Genomic DNA, 19,602 nt, shown 5'->3' on the forward strand with positions numbered 1-19,602 from the left:
CTCTTTATTTACTAGAAATCATATCCTAAAGTCAGATACGAAATTGGTGCTTTTACCTCTTTATTTTCTACGCCCCAGCCAATATCAAACTTCACAAAGTACCCCAAAATCGTAGTTCGTGCTCCGATACCATAGCCTACGAGGAACGGACTACGGAAATCGGTAATAGTTGCTCTAAATGGAATATTTTCACCATTGGCGATTTGGGCAGGCGTAAGATTAGGTAATACATAAGTATTGAAAGCATTTCTGCGAGAAAAAGGACCAACTCCTGTCCACGCTGTACCAACATCGGTAAAACCTGTTAGCTGTAAGTTTTTAAAGAAATTAGAATAGATTGGTCCCGAGTACAAGTACTTCGCAATTGGGAAACGAACTTCAGCATTTAAGGCCATAAAGCTATTGCCCGAAATTTTGTTCATATTAAACCCTCTCAATGGTGTTGCATAATCAAGAAAGAACAAATCTTTTTCGATCGTACTTGACGTAAATGGATTGTTTTTATTGTTGGTAGCCTCATAAGTACGACCAATCCAGTTATCAGCACCACCCATGACTGTAGCCTTTGGTGCATTTCCAAAAGAATGCCCTCCTGCACCACGAAATGCTAAAATTGTTCCTTTGCCAAGTCGGATATAATGACGAATATCTACATTGATTTTTTCAAATCCATCTGATGCTGACGTTACACCAGAATAATGGTCATAACGAACTTTGAATCGGGTCCCTTCTAATTGATTCAGCCCATGACTAATCGTGTTATCATACACATACTCAGCTCTTGCGCCTACATAATCAGCATTGATGGTTGGCAAATATGGCGCAATTACACTTGTATTTAAATCAAACTCATAATAGCGAGTCGTAATAAAATTAGTCGAAACCGAGATTCTTGAGTTGGTATTGATAGGATATGCCGCACTAAAAGTAACTTTGTTTAGGCGATATTTGGTATCCTGAACTTCGCCATCGTCGCTGGTAGTTCTTCTATCAAATCTTACCGAGTAATCTATCTTCTGTGCCAAATAGGAATATTCAGCCCACAAATCTGAGTTTTTGAGGTTTGGAGTTAAGAACAATCCTGTTTTCAATAAATGATTTTCCAACAAATCATTCATCTTTAGATTGGCATTCAATCCAAATCCTCTTTGCGGTAGTGGATCTACCACAAAATCTGTTTCGGTGCCATTTACCACAAATGCATTATTGTAGTCAGTAGGTCCTTTGATTTTGATATTATCTTTTCTGGCTTGTTTCGATGATAAAATTCGTTCTGTACGCGTTTTTCTATCATTCTTCTTATCTGCCGCGTTAGAGGCAGGCGATTTAACAGTTGCATTATCATCAAACTGATAATTGTCCGTATCTATTTCGCCAGGTAATAACTTAATACTTGGTTGGGTTGTGGTCTCTTTGTTTGCCTCTACAGGCTTTGTATTAGCGCTAGTTGGCTTGGTTGTATGTACAATTGGTGCACCAAACAACCTCACATTACGATTGGTAAATGGAATATTGGATTTAATACCCAAATCCGCATTTTTTTGATAAGCAATAATATCCTGATTGTTATCGATAAAACGATATACTAAGCTATTGCTCGATAAGGAATAGTCAAAATCTACAATATCGGTACGGAAAGTACTTACTAGATTAGGAGAATTTTCTCCTGCAATTAGTTTATAAATATTGCGAATCCCTTTTTCATCGCTCAAAAAATAAACCGTATTACCGTCTGCAACTACAGGGTGAGAGATATTGCCTAGTGAATCAACTAAGACTTTTACGGTCTCAACCTTTGGTTTTCCTTCATGCAGAAACAACTTGAAAGGATTTGTCACAGACTTATGCGTGCCTTTGTCTACTTCCAAAGAATCTTTCAGACGATTAGATACAAAAATGAATTTTCCTGCATTTCCAACAAATTGTGGATTCAAGTCGTCATACAGGTCATTGGTCAGTTGGCTTACTGAAGAACGAGCAATATCCATCAAAAACAAATCATTTTGTCCCTTGCTTTCGGCACTAAATACGATTTGAGTTCCAGCGTCCGAAATATCAAAATCACTGATTTGAGTAAAGTTCTTGAAGACTCTCTTGGTCTGTAATTTACCTGATAAGTCTTTTTCAGTAATATCCGAAAACAGATACAAAATCATATCTCCACGGTCTTCAAAAATAACCGCCAACGAACCGCCTTTTGTCCAAGATACTAATGGTAAAGTATGGTCAATCGACTGATTGAGTGTTTTGAAACCACTTGACAAGATAGTTTCGGTACGCTTTGTCTTAAGGTTAATTACCTCCACACTCGAACGTCCCAAATCATTACGGGTCAAGGCTAAAAAGTTGCCATCTGGGCTGATTTTAAACTGATTAAGTCTATTAGGAGCATTCAGTGCTTGTTGTCCTATCTTGAAGTCATACTGTGGAAGCGTATAATTGGCGATTGTAGCTTCGGCGTTGCTAGTGTAAAACTCTCTCCATTCTTTAAGAAATCTAGAAAAAGGCATTCCTAGTGTACTCGAAATAGAGGTTTGTTCATTACGAATAATACGGGTAAGGTTGAGAATATTAGAAATATTTTCACGCCCATAGCGCTCTGCAATATAGTTCCACACCGACTGTCCTATCAGACCAGCTTCACGCCCAGCAGTTTGGTTAGGGCGTTTGATAAACTTATTGATAATGGCATCGCTCATATAAGAGTCTAGCTCGGTACTCCAACCCTCGGCTATATATTGCGAAATACCTGAAATAAACCATTCTGGTACACTCAATAACAAAGAGTTTTGCAAGGATTCTTTGATACTTCCTCCATACAACATATCATGGATAAATACCCTAGAAATCTCACGAGTGAGTTCTTTACGAAACGTAGCGGCACTTCCTGAATAGGCAATTTCGATACGAGATTTAGCCAAGTTCTCTTCACGAATTTCTTTTTCGCTCGACAAACTCAATCCAACATTGCTTTGATTAAGATCAGAAGTGGCGTTATACACAAAAATTTTTGTGCGGTTGAAAGGAGAATACCCCAGAACGTCGGTAATACGATCGAATTCTGATTCGGCCATTTGAATCGCTAATGTTGCAGTCTGCTGACCACCTTCATAATAATACACCTCAAAGTTTTGTGTACTTAAAACTTTCCAGTGAAATGGGCGGTATTGAATTCTATTTTTCCCAAACTGCTCCTGTGTAGGAAAAGTAGTTTGGGCATCAGCATAAAACGAGGCTAGCAGAGATAGTACTAGTATAGTTTTTTTCATTGTTGATTCAGCTTGGGTATTGTTGCTACGAAAAGCTTAGATTTATGTGGTATCAGAGAACCATACTACTTGGATTGTCCTTCACGAATCCAAGCCTAGCGCTTATTGCTTATCGCCTAGAGCAACTTCTTAAGATTGCTTTTGGCCTAAATATAACGAACCAAAACGATTTATATTGACTTCGGGGTCAAGTTCTTTTTTATTGACCAAAAAGTCAACAAATTGTTCGGCAAAATACGGTGCCAACGAAACACCTTTTGACCCAAGTCCGTTAAACACCCCCAAATTAGGATATAATGGATGTAACCCAACGATAGGACGACGGTCTTTGGTAGCAGGACGTACCCCTGCGAGTTGTTCTTCTACTTCAATATCTGCCAGCATGAGCTTATTGTATTTTTCTAACAGGTCAGCTCTCCCTTTTTCGGTTGGTATCCAATCCAAGTCGTGCCAACTGTAGGTAGCTCCTACTCTAGCTCGTCCGTTGGGAAGTGGTATTACAAATACGCCTTGGTTAACCATTTCTTTCAACGAAATATCTTCTTTAAATTTTACTCGAAGCACTTCTCCTTTTACGGGGTTGAACGGCAACCACGAAAAATAAGGATTGTTCCGTCCATAAAAACCTTCACAAAAAATCAACTTGTTGTAGGTCAGCGTCAATTCGTTATTTACTTGGTAAGTATTGCTTTCAAGATGAAGACCCTGATAATCGAATAAGTGTTGCAACAAACATTGTTTTTTTTCAAAATATTCTCGAAAAGCATCCAACATCAGAGGTAAATCTACCCAACCCGAATGATCTGTCATTACTCCTCCGAGTTCGCTTTTTACAACACTTTTGAGAGATTCGTCGGGTGTATGATATTTTCCAAAATCGCCATAATTGGCGACAGCCGTTTCTTGCAAAAGAAAATCCTTTACTTCTTGATTAGGAAACGGACGAAACATCTGCATCGGATGAAAGAAGTTTTTTCCTAATTCTTTTTCCAGTTCGGTATAATATGTTTTGAGAAAAGGAAAAATCGCATCCGCCAACCATGTTTTTACGAGTTTACGTCCAGTAACAGGGTTGTAAATGCCAGCGGCAACTCGCGAAGATGATGGTTGTTCATAATTGTCCAATACCATGATTGAATACCCACGCTTTGCCAAGCTATACCCTAATAAAGACCCCGCAAGTCCTTGTCCTACCAATAAATAATCGTAATGTTTTGTTGTCATTTCTAAAGTATTTGACCTAGAAAAAGTTTTTTACAATATAGATAGTCGCCTTCTCTCAAAAACTAAAAACCATTGATGCTGATAACTTCTTAATCATTCAGCATCAATGGTTTTATTATTTAAAATACTAACTATCAATCGTATTGTTTGGTTTTAGAAGATTACATTGTTCAATATTTTACTATTAATCTAACAATGCCACTTTTGCATCGTGCAACTGAATCACAAAATCAACCTGTTCTTCTAAAGTCATAAAAGAAGTATCCATCAAGGTAGCATCCTCCGCTTGGACTAAAGGACCTTCTTCACGAGTAGAATCGATAATATCTCTTTTCTTGAGGTTCTCCAAAATCTCTTCGAGGTCAATCATCTCTCCTTTTTGTAAAAGTTCTAATTGACGTCTTTCTGCACGAATCACAGGGTCGGCAGTCATAAATACTTTCACTTCGGCATCAGGAAATACTTTTGTCCCAATGTCACGACCGTCCATTACTACGCCACGGCTTTTACCCATTTTTTGTTGTTGAGCTACCATCGCTTTTCGCACTATGGTAATAGCACTTACTTCACTTACCATTTGCGAAATATACATTTTACGAATTTCGTCCTCTACATTCAATCCATTAAGGTACACATCGCTTGCGCCACGGTGCTCGTTGAACTGGAATGAAATATGAATCTCGCTCAGGGCCTTCTCTATCTCCTTGGGATTTGTAAGGCTAATATGATGCTCATGAAAATACAAACTAACAGCACGATACATCGCACCAGTGTCAATAAAAGCGTATCCTAATTGTGCTGCCACACGCTTTGCGGTGGTACTTTTTCCACAACTTGAATAGCCGTCGAGAGCAATAATGATTTTCTTCATTGAATAGATATTTTGTACAAAGATAAGTAACTTGAACCAGAGTTGAGAGAATCTAAAAAGTTGATTAAACTCATTTACTCTATAAACATCTGAATATCAAAACCATACTCTTATGCAGATTCAAGCAAACCTCATCAACATACTTGATAAAAATATTTCATACTGTCAAATTACGATTGAAGGCGGTTATATCAAAGAAATCATTGAATTAGCTTCGACTCCCCAACCAAATACGCCTTATGTCCTCCCTGGTTTTGTGGATGCACACGTGCATATCGAAAGCTCAATGCTAACACCTGTACAATTTGCCAGACTTGCTGTGGTACACGGTACGGTTTCGACCATTTCGGACCCACACGAAATCGGCAATGTCTTAGGAGTAAAAGGCGTGGAGTACATGATTGAAAATGCCCGTCAGGTTTCTTTTAAGTTTTGTTTTGGGGCACCTTCATGCGTACCAGCTACCACTTTTGAAACTGCGGGAGCCACTATTACGCCCGAAGATATTGCTTATTTGTTTGATAATTATTCCGAAGTCGGCTATTTAGCTGAAGTCATGAATTTCCCTGGGGTATTAAACGGCGACCCTGATATGTTGTCTAAGATTAGCTTGGCACAACAATACAAAAAACCTGTGGATGGGCATGCGCCTGGGTTGAGAGGTGAAGCAGCCAAGCGCTACATTGAAGCTGGTTGCCAAACAGACCATGAATGTTTTACAGCCGAAGAAGCGCTCGACAAGCTCAAATACGGCATGAAAATCCTGATTCGTGAAGGTTCTGCTGCCAAAAACTTTGATGCCTTAATTGGACTATTGCCTGAACACTACCACAATATGATGTTTTGTTCTGATGATAAACATCCTGACAATTTAGTGGAAGGACATATCAACGAGCTAGTAAAGCGAGCATTGGTATTGTATCCAGATTTGTTGTTTGAGATTTTGCAAGTAGCTTGTGTCAATCCTGTGTTGCATTATCAATTACCAGTAGGTTTGTTGCGAGCAAACGACCCAGCCGATTTTGTGTTGATAGACAACCCTATTGCTTTTAACATTTTGGCAACCTATTTGAATGGTGAAAAAATTGCAGAGAATGGAGCGTCTTTTATTCCAAATCTTAGTAGTGAAATACAAAACCAATTTAGTTGTTCGTTAAAGACTTCTGAAGATTTTGTAGTAAATGCGCAAAATCCTGATAATGCTATGATTAAAGTCATAGAAGTATTGGATGGACAGCTCATAACTTTGAAATCAGAACACCAAGCGAAGGTCGTAAATGGTGCGCTTGTTTCGGATGTTGAGCGTGATATTTTGAAAATTGCAGTAGTAAATCGCTATAAAGATGCCTCTCCTGCCATTGGTTTTATAAAAAATTTCGGATTAAAATCAGGCGCAATTGCCTCGTCTGTAGCCCACGATTCGCATAATATTGTGGTCGTTGGCGTCGACGAACAAGCCATATCTGATGCCGTAAACCTAATTATTGAGGTACAAGGTGGGGTATCGGCAGTATCGGGCAATGGACAGAATAAAATACTTCCATTACCGATTGCCGGACTTATGTCAGGAGAAAATGGCTATGATATAGCAAATAATTATTCGGAAATTGATAAATTTGCAAAACAATTAGGAACCAACCTGAAATCACCCTTCATGAGTCTTTCATTTATGGCACTCCTAGTTATTCCAAATTTGAAGCTTTCAGATCTTGGCCTTTTTGATGGCGAACGCTTTGAGTTGACATCTTTGGAAGTATAACTTCATCGAAACAAAACTAAAAGAAACTATAGCATTTTCGGATAACCTACATTATTTGAAAATGCTAGATTAACTAAATAGTCTATTATTTTGAAAAATTTTACACTAGAATCAATCAAACTAAAAGCGGACAAAGTGTCTTCTTTGGCTAAAAAATCTCATAGAATAGGGTTTGACTTCAACCCTAATGCAATTTCGTATAGCAAATTTCCTAACGCTTTTCAGGATTTATCGCATCACTAGCGTACAGCATTGTATCTGGTCGATATTTCATCGCTAAAGTTTTACCAATTTATCCTCTTATCTGCAAGTTGAGCTTAGGCTTAAGCTTTACCACTCTTATATAAATTATTAATAAAACGAATAATATTAGCCATGTACCATTTGTACTATGGTGATGATTATATGCATGAACCACTATTCATGCACCTTTTAGGTGTGTAAATAAAAATTTTACCAACAATTTAACCAATAATTATTATGAGAAAACTCTTACTGCTAACAGCTTTGCTATTATTGGCTCAGCTAGGTAGCACATTTGCTCAAGACAGGCAAATTACAGGAAAGGTAACCTCATCGGAAGATGGTTCTCCTATTCCAGGTGTAAGTATTTCAGTAAAAGGTACTTCAAAAGGTACTACTTCGGTAGCTGATGGTTCTTACCGTATTTCTGTAGGAAATGGAACAACGCTTATTTTCTCTTCTGTTGGCTTTACTTCGCAAACAGTAGCGGTTGGTTCTCAATCTGTAATCGACGTAAAGTTAGTTCCAAGTACTTCTACCCTCTCAGAGGTTGTAGTAACTGCCCTTGGTGTATCTCGTGACAAAAAATCTTTGGGTTATGCAACTCAAGAAGTTAAAGGCGACCAAGTAAGTACTGCCAAGGAAAGTAACTTCATCAACTCATTGTCTGGTAAAGTATCAGGGGTTGAAATCAAACGTAACAACAACATGGGTGCTTCTACTAACATCGTTGTTCGTGGTTTCAAATCATTGACTGGTAACAACCAAGCATTATTCGTAGTGGATGGTGTACCTATCGATAACTCAAACACTACTAGCTCTTCGACAGCTCAAGGTGGTGGTGGTTATGACTACGGTAACGCTGCTTCGGATATTAACCCAGACGACATCGAGTCAATCAACGTATTGAAAGGTGCTGCAGCAACTGCGCTTTATGGTTCAAGAGCTGCCAATGGTGTTGTAATGGTTACGACTAAAAAAGGTAAGAAAAACCAAGGTTTAGGTGTTAATGTAAGTATGGGATACACTGTAGGTTCTATCGACAAATCTACTTTCCCTAAATACCAATCTAGCTATGGTGGTGGTTATGGTAACTACTATGAAGACCCTTCACACAAGTTTTTGTACAGAGATATCAATGGTGATGGAGTAGACGACCTTGTTGTTCCAATGTCAGAAGATGCTTCTTGGGGTGCTAAATTTGACCCTAACAAACAAGTGTATGACTGGCGTTCATTTGACCCATCTTCACCACAGTATGGTAAAACTAGCGCATGGCAAGCAGCAGCAAACTCTCCTGCTAAATTCTTCAACGACGCAAAAACATTCAACGGAACTATCTCTTTGGATGGTGGTAGCGAAAACGGTTCTTACCGTGTATCATATACTCGTTTTGACCAAACTGGTATTCTTCCAAACTCTAGCATCCAGAAAAACAACTTCTCGTTTGCTGGTAGCCATGATTTCAGCAAAAAGTTCACTGTTACAACCAACATCAACTTTGCTCGTCAAGATGCAAAAGGTCGTTATAGCAACGGTTACTCAGACAATATCATGTCTAGCTTCCGTCAGTGGTATCAAACAAACGTTGATATCTTAGATTTGAAATCAGCATTTGAAAGAACTGGACAAAACATTACTTGGAACTGGACTGACCCAAGTGAAATCAAGCCTATTTTCTGGGATAACCCTTACTGGCAACGTGCTAATAACTACGAAACTGACTGGAGAAACCGTGTTTTTGGTAATGTGACTGCTACTTACAAAATCACAAATGATTTTGATGTATTGGGTCGTATCTCAATGGATACTTATACAGAACAACAAGAGGAACGTATCGCTGTTGGTTCTATCAACAACAATGGTACTGCTAAATACTCTCGTTATGATCGTACTTTCAGAGAAATGAACTATGACTTCTTTGCAAACTATCACAAAGATTTGTCTGAGAATTTCAACTTGAAAGGTATGGTTGGTGGAAACATCCGTAAAACAGAAGTTAGCACAATGTATGCTACTACAGTAGGTGGCTTGGTTGTACCAGGTATCTATTCTTTGGCTAACTCTGCTTCTGCGGCTAGTGCTCCTACAGAAAACGTAAGTGCTATCTACCAAGAAGGTATTTTTGCTAATGCATCTTTGGGTTATAACAACGAATTGTTCTTAGACCTTACTGCTCGTCGTGATGTTTCTTCTTCTTTACCAGTATCAAACAACACTTATTTCTATCCATCTGCTTCTTTGAGCTATATTTTCTCTAACAAATTAGGAGAAAGCTGGCCTGCATTGAGCTTTGGTAAAGTTCGTGTAAACTATGCTGAAGTAGGTAACACTGCTCCTGCTTTGAGTTTGTTGAATACGTATGTAAAACCAACTAACTTGAACGGTGATACTAGAGATGCATTTGGTGGACAAACATTATTTGCGACTGGCTCGATCTTGAACAACCCGAACTTGAAACCAGAACGTACAAAAAGTGCTGAGATTGGTTTAGAAATGAAGTTCTTGAAAAACAGAGTAGGATTTGACATTACAGCTTACCGTACTTTATCTATCGACCAAATCATGCCTGTGTCTATCTCGAAAGCTACTGGTTATGACAAAAAATATGTAAATGCTGGTACAATCGAAAACAAAGGTATTGAATTGTCTGCATTTGCTATCCCTGTTCAAACTGGCGACTTCTCATGGAAATTGAACGCTAACTTTACGATGAACCGCAACAAAGTGGTTGAATTGTATGATGGCGTAAACAACTTGCCATTGGGTTCATTCCAAGGTGGTGTTACATTGAACGCATCTATTGGTGAACCTTACGGTGTATTGAAAGGTACTAACTTCGTTTATTTAAACGGACAAAAAGTTGTTAATGCAAATGGTTACTATGCACAAACAGATGCAACTAGTGTAATCGGTAACATTACTCCAGATTGGAAAATGGGTATTACTAACTCATTCAACTACAAAGCCCTTTCTTTCAGTTTCTTGATTGACATCCAAAAAGGTGGTAGCGTATTCTCTCTTGACCAATACTACGGTAGAGCTACAGGTTTATATGCTGAAACTGTATTCTTGAACGACAACGGTGTTTCTATCCGTGAATCAATTGCAAATGGTGGTGGTTACATCGTACCAGGTGTATTAGCTGATGGAACTGCCAACACTAAACGTGTAAGTGCTGAAAACTACGGATTATTAGGATATGTAAGAAACCCTGCTGCTGCTTTCGTTTATGATGCTAGCTACGTTAAATTGAGAGAGGTAACTGTTTCTTATAAATTACCTGCAAATCTATTCGGCGGAAGCAACTTCATCAAAGGTGCTACATTGTCTGCAGTAGGTCGTAACCTTTGGATTATCCACAAAAACTTACCTTATGCTGACCCAGAAGATGGTTTGACATCAGGTAACCTTTCAGGTTTCCAATCAGGTGTTTATCCTTCAGTTAGAGAAATCGGAGCAAGCCTTAAATTCTCGTTCTAATCGAAACCTTTATTACAAACTAATTGAAGGTTTTTGTCAAACGAAAAAAGATATTATTCCAATGAAAAAAATTGTAACATTCCTATCTATAGCACTGTTGTCGATGTCTTGCGAGAGTAATCTTGAAGATTTGAATACCGACAAAAAACACCCTAGCTCGGGTTCTGTGCCATCTTCTACTGTGTTTGCAGCAGCAGAAACAAACCTTATTGACCAAATGGTAAACACAAACGTAAACCGTAATGTGTTCCGTTTGCTTGCTCAACAATGGACTCAAACTACTTATACTGACGAAAGTAACTACGATATTACCACTCGTAAAGTTGCTGATGCTGTATGGTTGCGTTTCTATTTCAATATCTTGAACAACTTGAAAGATGCTAAAGCTTTAGTTAATGCTGAAAAACCTATCGGTACTCAGCAAGCTATTGAAAAAACAAACAAGTTGGCGCTTATCGAGTTATTGAATATCTATGCTTACCAAAAATTGGTAGATACCTTCGGTAACATCCCTTACACGGAGTCGTTAGACCCACAAAATGTAAACCCTAAATATGACGACGCCAAAACAATCTACGCTGACTTAGCGAAGCGTTTGGATGCTGTTATTGCTGGTGTTAATACTTCGGCTGGTTCTTTTGGTTCGGCTGACTTGGTATATGGTGGAGACATGGCAAAATGGTTGAAGTTTGCTAATGGCTTGAAGTTGAAAATGGGTTTGATGTTAGCTGACGTTGATGCTGCTACCTCAAAAACAATGGTTGAAGCTGCTGCGAAAGGAGTATTCTCTTCAAACAGTGACAACACTGCCTTAACTTACTACAGCAATGTACCAAATACAAACCCTATCTGGGTTGACTTGATTCAAAGTGGTCGTAAGGATTATGTTCCTGCCAACACAGTGGTTGACTTGATGAATAACTTATCTGACCCACGTCGTTCGGTTTTCTTTGGTCAATTGAATGGTAAATATGTAGGTGGTCCTTATGCTGCTGGTGGTAACTATACTAACTTCTCGGCAATTGGTGATGTATTCCAAAAACCAGACCTAGAAGGTTTGATTATGGATTATGCTGAAATTTCTTTCGACCTTGCTGAAGCGGCTGCTCGTGGATACAATGTTGGTGGTACTGCTGAACAATTCTACAACCAAGGTATCAAAGCTTCGATGAGCTATTGGGGTGTGAGCGATGCAGATATTACAGCATATCTTGCAAAAAGTTCGGTAGCTTATACTACTGCAACTGGTACTTACAAGCAAAAAATTGCTACTCAAAAGTACATTGCTTTGTATAACCGTGGTTTTGAATCTTGGACAGAATGGAGACGTTTGGATTACCCAATCTTCAATGTTCCTGCCAACAAAACTTATGCTGATATTCCAACTCGTTTTACTTACCCTGTAGGTGAACAAACTCTTAATGAGGCGAACTGGAAAGCTGCTTCAACAGCAATCGGTGCGGATAAAGTAAATACAAAACTTTTCTGGGATAAATTCTAATCTCTTATAAAAGTGTAGTAACAAAAAAGCTGGCTCGCAAGAGTCAGCTTTTTTTGTTTGGTAATTGGGTTTTAGTAAAATGTATTCTTGATATAAGTATAAAGAAGTTATTAGTTAGTAGTATATCAGTTATTGGATTGCACTCATCATCAGATAGAGAACAGATATAGTGTTCATTTAATCTTTCCTTTTACTTACTTATTATTTTGAAGCCTTAGCTTTATAGAATAACAAATAGACTAGTAACCTATAACTTACCTCAACAAGAACTTCTTGATAAACCTTACACATTCTTCTGGCTCTTCATACATACCCATGTGTCCAACAGTATCAAGTACCAATGAGCTAGTATTACCCGCCAAAGCCAATTGTTCAAGCGCATCTGCCACAGGAATACTTTTATCTTTTTTACCAATAATCATCATCACAGGATATTTAGCATTGGCCAATACTTCTCTGCGATCTGGTCGAATGCGCATTGCATCCATAGCCACCATTAAGGCATCTACTGGTAACTGAGACGAATAGTCGATATGCTTCTGTACCACCTCTGGATTTTGAGCATTAAACTCCTCGCTATAAAGATTTGGCGTAAAGTTTTTGATAAAAACCTCCGTACCATGTGTTCTCAAGAAATCAACATTTTTCAAACGTAAAGCTTTTCGTTCTTCCGAGTCACCATAAGCTGTCGAGTGAAATAAGCCAAGTCCAGTAATCATGTCAGGATACTTCTCGGCAAACGCCAAAGCAATATACCCTCCCATCGAGTGCCCAATCACAGTACATTGACTCACACCTGCTTTTTGTAAGTGTTGGGCTACAAAATCGGCATAATCATCCATGGTTTTCAAGGTAGTTTCCTTGGCATAATCAGGTGTAAATACCAGTAAGCTCTTTTGTAAGTAAGGGACTATTCCCAACCATACGGTCGAGTCTTCACCAAACCCATGTAATAATACTACTACTTTTTTCTGTATCATGTCCGTAATGTTTTGAGAATAATTGAATGACAATTGTCTATTGTGGATTGGAGATTTTTTGATTTCTGAAATATGTAAAAATATCTTTATTCCTTATAAAATAGTATCCGAAATCGAAAAAGAGATTATGAATTAAAGAATGCTTAAGTTCAATTCTCAATGCCGAAAGCCCAAAGCCAATATTACTATATAACAAAAAATCCCCGAACAATGTGTTCGGGGATTCGCAATTTATTTTTATGCAACTTTCTTCATTCTATGCAAAGCCGTTTTTTCAAACTTCGAGCGAGCATATTCTAGCGTTACATTAAATTCCTTGATTTCATCTTGTGAAGGCAGTTCAAACATAGCATCAGTAATAATTGCTTCACAAATTGAGCGTAAACCACGAGCCCCTAATTTGAACTCCATCGCTTGTTCGACAATATATAATAAAGCGTCATCATCAAAATGAATATCTATATCCTCCATTTTGAAAAGCTTTTCATATTGCTTCGTAATCGCATTTTTGGGCTCTTTCAAAATCGAAAGTAGTGTTTCTGCATCCAATGGATTCAATGAAGTAAGCACTGGCAAACGTCCCAACAATTCAGGAATCAAGCCAAATGATTTTAAGTCTTGCGAAGAAACGTAACGTAACAAATTTTGCTCGTCAAATTCATCTGCAAAACTAGCACCTTTCTTGAAGCCTACTGGCTGAGTGTTCAGACGATTAGCAATATGACGTTGAATACCATCAAAAGCACCACCACAGATAAATAAGATATTTTCAGTATTTACTGCAATCATTTTTTGCTCAGGGTGCTTACGACCTCCTTGTGGCGGGCAGTTTACAACAGCCCCTTCCAACAGTTTCAATAGCGCTTGTTGTACACCTTCACCCGATACATCACGTGTAATTGATGGGTTGTCAGACTTACGTGCGATTTTATCTATTTCATCTATAAAGACAATACCCATTTCGGCTTTGGCAACGTCATAGTCTGCTGCTTGCAACAAACGAGTCAAGATGCTTTCTACGTCTTCACCCACATAACCTGCCTCAGTAATCACCGTAGCATCGGCAATACAGAATGGTACTTGAAGCATTTTGGCAATCGTACGAGCCAAATAAGTTTTACCTGTTCCTGTTTCGCCCACCATAATGATATTCGATTTTTCAATCTGTACATCATCATCAGTTTTGGGCTGCATCAATCTTTTGTAGTGGTTATAAACAGCTACACAAAGGTGTTTTTTTGCTTCATCTTGTCCTATTACATATTGGTCAAGATACTTTTTCATCTCTATTGGCTTTACCAATTCGAAGCGAGCGCCACCTTTCTTTTTGTCACCCTTAAAGCTACGTGACGAAGGACTTGCTTCTTGTTGCACTACCTGATAAGCCTGAGTGACACATTCACTACATACATGACCCTCCATACCTTGTAATAGCAATGGCACATCTTTTTGGCCACGACCACATAGCGTACAATGAGGCTGTTGTTGTTGTTTCATTCTATGTAAAAAATAAGAGAGTTGTGTGTTTGTTACTATGTCTCAACTCTTGTAAAATACAATTTGAAAAAGAAGGGTTCCCACAATGGCAGCTGTTTCGACGTACTACAGGCAACTGTTTGGTACAACCATTTACAAAAGTACTGAATTTATACTAAAAATGCTTACCCCTAAAACAAAGGAGTAAGCATTTCTATGGTGATTTACGTCAAAAGCAAAATTTTCGTAAATCAACAAATATGTCCAATCAACTACGGTTCGCGAGTAAGAATCTCATCGATTAAGCCATATTCTTTAGCTTCTTCAGCACGCATCCAATAGTCACGATCAGAGTCACGTTCGATTTCTTCAAACGATTTTCCTGAGTGCTGTGCCAAAATATCATACAATTCTTTACGAATTTTTACGATTTCGCGAGCTGTAATTTCAATATCACGAGACTGACCTTGCGCTCCACCTGATGGTTGGTGAATCATAATACGTGCATGAGGAAGAGCCGAACGCTTACCAGCTGCACCACCAGCCAATAATACAGCACCCATCGACGCCGCTAAAGATGTACAAATCGTAGCTACATCAGGGCGGATATACTGCATAGTATCATAAATACCTAAACCTGCATATACCGAACCACCTGGGCTGTTGATATACATCATAATGTCTTTACGAGAGTCTGTCGACTCCATAAACAACATTTGAGCAACAATGATATTTGCCATATAATCATCTACAGGTACGCCCATAAAAATGATACGGTCCATAATCAAACGTGAGAATACGTCGATTTGAGCAAAACGCATTGGGCGCTCTTCAATGATATATTGAGTCATGTCTTCAATAAATGGACGGCTCTGCCCACCTATCTGATTCATGTACTGATCTACTGCTAAGCCATTCAAACCTCTGTGATGAACAGCATATTTTCTGAATTCTTCTGAACTTAAATCTTTGTGAAACATAATTTTATAACCGTTATTTTAAACTGTAAACTTCAAAATCTGTAAAATGGTTCGAGGCAAATAGTCGTTGAACTTTCAAGTCATCTTACAGTGTTTTGCAACTAAGAGGTAGTTCTTTTAAACAAAGATGCAAAATCTATGAAAAAATCCTAATCAGATTTTCAGATAAATTCTCGGAAAATACGATTTTTTACTATGATTTTTATTACCCTCTAAAAAGTATTTAAAATACCTTCTTGTAAATCAAAGGATTATATAAATTGAGGTATTAGATTAATATGTCGAAAGTAAAGTGGATATTTTTTCATAAAATTTGACAAGACTAACCAACTTTTATGTCTTAGTCCATCATAACCAACTCAACCTAATAAGGTATATGAAACAACAAGATTCTATTCCTGATAAAATCCGAAAAGCTCGTGTACTCAAAGGGCTTTCTCAAGAAAACGTAGCCGATATGTTGGGAATTTCGACCACAGCGTATGGCGATATTGAGCGTGGCAAAACCGAACTCAGTATCAAACGTGCACAAGATTTATCCAAAGTATTGGACATTCCTGTACTTTGGGGAGAAAAAGAATTGGCTGTATCGCCACAAATAGATACTTTGTTGGAAGAAAACAAACATCTAAAATCCGAAAACCTCCGCTTGGAAATAGAACTTAAATTTTGGAAAGAAAAATTTGAGCAACAACTGTATTTAGAAGCTTATCGTATTCTTCAGCAAAAACAACGAGAACCCATTGGCTTTTAAAAACTAGAAAAACTGTAGGAAATTAAAAGCAGCATAAGAGCGAAATTGGTATTAGTTAATTTTTCGTTCTTATGACGCTTTTATTGTACCTCTTGACTTCCAAAACAACTTTTCTCTCCTATCATTCCTTCGTAACTCCCCTACAAATGTTGCTTCATTCGTTACTTTACTTCGCTAGCCAACTCATTATTGTACTTTATTGTGATTTATTGTCTTCGAACTCATTTTATTATTAATATTTAAAATAAATCTAAATAAGGTTTGGATATTATCTATCACTCTTCTACTTTTGCATCCATATTTATTTATACTTAGTCTAAATAATTCATTTCTTTCCACTAGACAAGTATAGATAACATCTCTAGAGAAAAATCATTTTCTCTTTTTTTAGCAAAGTCTATTTGTAATTAATCCAATTAAACAATATTCTCGTGAAAACTTCGATTGCATTTTTATTTCTGCTCATTTCCAGTATTACGTCGATTGCACAAACAGGAGACATTAAAGGTCATATTTCAACAAATGACGGTCAGCCAGCACCAAACGTATCTATCAGATTGAAGGAAACGAAAAAAGGCGCTAAGTCTAACGAGCAAGGCGATTTTATCTTGTCTAACCTCAAACCTAATACTTATACCCTCGTTGCTTCATTTGTAGGTTACAAAACCTTGGAGCAAGAAATTAAAGTGGAAGAAAATCGTACCACCAACCTTAGCTTGGAATTGGTAGAAAGTTCTGAAACATTGAAAGAAATTATTGTAAAAGGCTATGTGAGCCAAAACGAACGTGTAGTTACTGTTGGTAAAATTGCAATTAAGCCAATGGATTTGCCACAAAGCATTATGACTATCGACAGACAAGTACTTGATAACCAACAAGTATTAAAAATGAGCGACGTTTTGATGAATACCAATGGCGTGTACATCATGAGCGGAGCAGGTGGGTATCAAGAAGAAATTGCAGGACGTGGTTTTGCTTATGGTAGCTCAAATACCTTCAAAAATGGCGTTCGTTATTTCAACGGAATGATGTCTGAATTGAGTGGTATCGAAAAAGTAGAAGTGATGAAAGGAAGTGCTGCAATTTTATTCGGTAACGTTGCAGCAGGTGGTATCTTGAATATGGTAACTAAAAAACCAAAATTTGATTTTGGTGGCGAAGTAACCATGCGTATTGGTAGCTTTGGATTAGTAAAACCGATTTTTGATGTATATGGAGCTATCGATAAATCACAGAAATTAGCTTATCGTGTGAATGGTTCTTATGAAAAAGCAAACAGTTTCCGTCAAGGTGTAAGTTCAGAGCGCTTTTATGTAAACCCTTCTTTATTATACAAAGTATCGCCCAAAACTGATATTTTGATTGAAGGAGATTATTTGAAAGATAACCGTACTCCTGACTTTGGAGCAGGTATCATCAATTATTCAATCGTTGACCTACCTCGTGAAAAATTTATCGGTATTCCTTGGAGCTATTACAAATCTCAACAATCTTCGGCAACAGCAACCGTAACGCACCGCATTTCGGACAACTGGAAATTGACAGTTATGGGTGCTTATAGAAACTACTCAACAGACCTTTTCTCAAATACTCGACCAAATACGGGTACTGCTATCAACACCGAAGGTATGTGGATTCGTAATGTACAACGTAGCGAAGTTTCAGAAAACTACTACCTTGGACAAATCGACTTGAATGGTACTTTCCAAACGGGCAAAATCAATCACCAAGTATTGATTGGTATGGATAGCGATAATTACAAAACCTTAACTACCGCTTACACACAACTAGCTCGTTATGATACGGTAAATATCTTTGGTGCAAAACAATACAAAATCCGTACTGATATTCCAACCTTGAATCCAGCAACTTTGACTACAGCACCTGTTAGTCGTGTGGGTATTTATGTACAAGATTTGATTAGTCTTTCTGAAAAGTTGAAGGTTTTGGCAGGGGTTCGCTATAGTTATCAACAAACACAAAGCGATGTTTATACTTACAGTACCAAAGCAACAACATCGAGTGTAGCATTTGATGGTGCGTTTTCTCCACGCTTGGGTATAGTATATCAGCCTACCAAATTCAATTCTATTTTTGCTAGTTATGCTAATTCATTTACTCTTAATACGGGCGTTGACACCACAGGAAAAGCATTACCCCCATCGCTTATTGATCAATATGAAGTTGGGGTAAAAAATGAAATTTTGGATGGTAAAGCATCCTTGAATGTAACAGCCTATCGTATCGACAACAACAATCTGGCACAAACATCTTTGGCAAATGGTAATACCAACACCAATATTAAGGAATTAGCAGGTTCAGTACGTAGTGAAGGGATTGAAGTAGATTTCTCGGCAAGACCTATCAAAGGTTTGATGTTGATGGCGGGTTATAGCTACAACGAGACAAAATATCTTAAAAGTAATACTTACATTGAAGGTAGCTTGTTGAGATACAATCCTAATCATACGGCTAATATGAGTGCCAATTACCGTTTTGACCAAGGTAAATTAAAAGGTTTATCGGTAGGTGTTACAGGTGTGTATATTGGTACTCGCTATGCGGGTCGCTCAACACGCGTACAAGTAGCTAATGATGCTTACCGTATTATTGCTTTGCCAAGCTACACGCAAGTTGACGGTAACTTGGGTTATACATTCAAGAATATCTCTATTCGTGGAAAAGTATCTAATATTTTCAATGTATTAAGCTATAATGTACACGACGATAATAGTGTAAACCCAATTGCTCCTCGCAATTATTCATTATCAGTAGCGTTCAAATTCTAAGAGACGTTATTTTGCAGCTGTTATCAGCACACAACATGAGTCAGCCCGAATTTAGCAAGTGAGTGATTATGTAAAAATTCGTATTCCATCGGTAGAGACGCAATGATTGCCTCTTAAGCCATTCATATCTAGCATAGTAGCATCAAACATGAGTCATCCCGAATTTTGCATTGCGAAGTAGCACCATAGCATGTTATGGATGGCAGTTCTCAATCGATAAATCGGTGTCAAAGCATTTTGGCACCGATTTCCTGTTCTATGGGCATATTGCTT

At 38.0% G+C, this 19,602-nt stretch carries 11 protein-coding genes; 5 read left to right on the forward strand and 6 right to left on the reverse strand.

Going from position 1 to position 19,602, the window contains the following annotated elements; all coding sequences use genetic code 11:
- Nucleotides 1-11: 11 nt before the first annotated feature.
- From GVN22_RS07405 to cmk, 3 genes are all read right to left on the reverse strand, one after another.
- Complete coding sequence (locus GVN22_RS07405; protein ID WP_166550401.1) at nt 12-3,269, reverse strand: hypothetical protein; 3,258 nt, start codon at nt 3,267-3,269, stop codon at nt 12-14.
- A gap of 129 nt (nt 3,270-3,398) precedes the next feature.
- On the reverse strand, nt 3,399-4,493 hold the full coding sequence (locus GVN22_RS07410; protein ID WP_166550402.1) for an FAD-binding oxidoreductase: 1,095 nt from the start codon (nt 4,491-4,493) through the stop codon (nt 3,399-3,401).
- Between the two features lie 184 nt (nt 4,494-4,677).
- The gene (cmk, locus tag GVN22_RS07415) at nt 4,678-5,364 is read right to left on the reverse strand and encodes a (d)CMP kinase (RefSeq protein ID WP_166550403.1); all 687 of its coding nucleotides are present in this window, start codon (nt 5,362-5,364) and stop codon (nt 4,678-4,680) included.
- Between the two features lie 112 nt (nt 5,365-5,476).
- Here cmk and ade point away from each other — a divergent pair, with 112 nt between their 5' ends.
- From ade to GVN22_RS07430, 3 genes are all read left to right on the forward strand, one after another.
- Nucleotides 5,477-7,123, forward strand: a complete 1,647-nt coding sequence (gene ade, locus GVN22_RS07420; protein ID WP_166550404.1) for an adenine deaminase — start codon at nt 5,477-5,479, stop codon at nt 7,121-7,123.
- A 480-nt stretch (nt 7,124-7,603) separates the two neighbouring features.
- Nucleotides 7,604-10,849 carry a SusC/RagA family TonB-linked outer membrane protein gene (locus GVN22_RS07425; protein WP_166550405.1) on the forward strand — a complete coding sequence of 1,082 codons (3,246 nt, stop codon included), beginning with the start codon at nt 7,604-7,606 and terminating at the stop codon, nt 10,847-10,849.
- Between the two features lie 61 nt (nt 10,850-10,910).
- Complete coding sequence (locus tag GVN22_RS07430; RefSeq protein WP_166550406.1) at nt 10,911-12,350, forward strand: SusD/RagB family nutrient-binding outer membrane lipoprotein; 1,440 nt, start codon at nt 10,911-10,913, stop codon at nt 12,348-12,350.
- 254 nt (nt 12,351-12,604) lie between these two features.
- Here GVN22_RS07430 and GVN22_RS07435 read toward each other — a convergent pair whose 3' ends face one another.
- From GVN22_RS07435 to GVN22_RS07445, 3 genes are all read right to left on the reverse strand, one after another.
- Nucleotides 12,605-13,330 carry an alpha/beta fold hydrolase gene (locus GVN22_RS07435; protein WP_166550407.1) on the reverse strand — a complete coding sequence of 242 codons (726 nt, stop codon included), beginning with the start codon at nt 13,328-13,330 and terminating at the stop codon, nt 12,605-12,607.
- Between the two features lie 237 nt (nt 13,331-13,567).
- The gene (gene clpX / locus GVN22_RS07440) at nt 13,568-14,827 is read right to left on the reverse strand and encodes an ATP-dependent Clp protease ATP-binding subunit ClpX (protein ID WP_166550408.1); all 1,260 of its coding nucleotides are present in this window, start codon (nt 14,825-14,827) and stop codon (nt 13,568-13,570) included.
- Nucleotides 14,828-15,078: 251 nt separating this feature from the next.
- Nucleotides 15,079-15,786 carry an ATP-dependent Clp protease proteolytic subunit gene (locus GVN22_RS07445; protein WP_166550409.1) on the reverse strand — a complete coding sequence of 236 codons (708 nt, stop codon included), beginning with the start codon at nt 15,784-15,786 and terminating at the stop codon, nt 15,079-15,081.
- Between the two features lie 376 nt (nt 15,787-16,162).
- Between GVN22_RS07445 and GVN22_RS07450 the strand changes: the two genes are divergently transcribed.
- Together GVN22_RS07450 and GVN22_RS07455 are read left to right on the forward strand one after the other, a co-directional pair.
- Entirely contained in the window at nt 16,163-16,540 is a 378-nt protein-coding gene (locus tag GVN22_RS07450) for a helix-turn-helix transcriptional regulator (protein ID WP_166550410.1), read from the forward strand.
- A gap of 431 nt (nt 16,541-16,971) precedes the next feature.
- Nucleotides 16,972-19,329, forward strand: coding sequence for a TonB-dependent receptor (locus GVN22_RS07455; protein WP_166550411.1), 2,358 nt, complete (start codon nt 16,972-16,974; stop codon nt 19,327-19,329).
- Nucleotides 19,330-19,602 lie beyond the last annotated feature (273 nt).

Origin of the sequence: Cellulophaga sp. BC115SP (assembly GCF_009905545.1) — a bacterium.
Classification (GTDB): domain Bacteria; phylum Bacteroidota; class Bacteroidia; order Cytophagales; family Spirosomataceae; genus Flectobacillus; species Flectobacillus rivi.

What these genes read in the sequence shown, in the direction of transcription:
- GVN22_RS07445 (WP_166550409.1), bottom strand. Translation starts at nt 15,786, where the DNA reads ATGTTTCACAAAGATTTAAGTTCAGAAGAATTCAGAAAATATGCTGTT.
- GVN22_RS07425 (WP_166550405.1), top strand. Translation starts at nt 7,604, where the DNA reads ATGAGAAAACTCTTACTGCTAACAGCTTTGCTATTATTGGCTCAGCTA.
- cmk (WP_166550403.1), bottom strand. Translation starts at nt 5,364, where the DNA reads ATGAAGAAAATCATTATTGCTCTCGACGGCTATTCAAGTTGTGGAAAA.
- ade (WP_166550404.1), top strand. Translation starts at nt 5,477, where the DNA reads ATGCAGATTCAAGCAAACCTCATCAACATACTTGATAAAAATATTTCA.
- clpX (WP_166550408.1), bottom strand. Translation starts at nt 14,827, where the DNA reads ATGAAACAACAACAACAGCCTCATTGTACGCTATGTGGTCGTGGCCAA.
- GVN22_RS07435 (WP_166550407.1), bottom strand. Translation starts at nt 13,330, where the DNA reads ATGATACAGAAAAAAGTAGTAGTATTATTACATGGGTTTGGTGAAGAC.
- GVN22_RS07405 (WP_166550401.1), bottom strand. Translation starts at nt 3,269, where the DNA reads ATGAAAAAAACTATACTAGTACTATCTCTGCTAGCCTCGTTTTATGCT.
- GVN22_RS07410 (WP_166550402.1), bottom strand. Translation starts at nt 4,493, where the DNA reads ATGACAACAAAACATTACGATTATTTATTGGTAGGACAAGGACTTGCG.
- GVN22_RS07430 (WP_166550406.1), top strand. Translation starts at nt 10,911, where the DNA reads ATGAAAAAAATTGTAACATTCCTATCTATAGCACTGTTGTCGATGTCT.
- GVN22_RS07450 (WP_166550410.1), top strand. Translation starts at nt 16,163, where the DNA reads ATGAAACAACAAGATTCTATTCCTGATAAAATCCGAAAAGCTCGTGTA.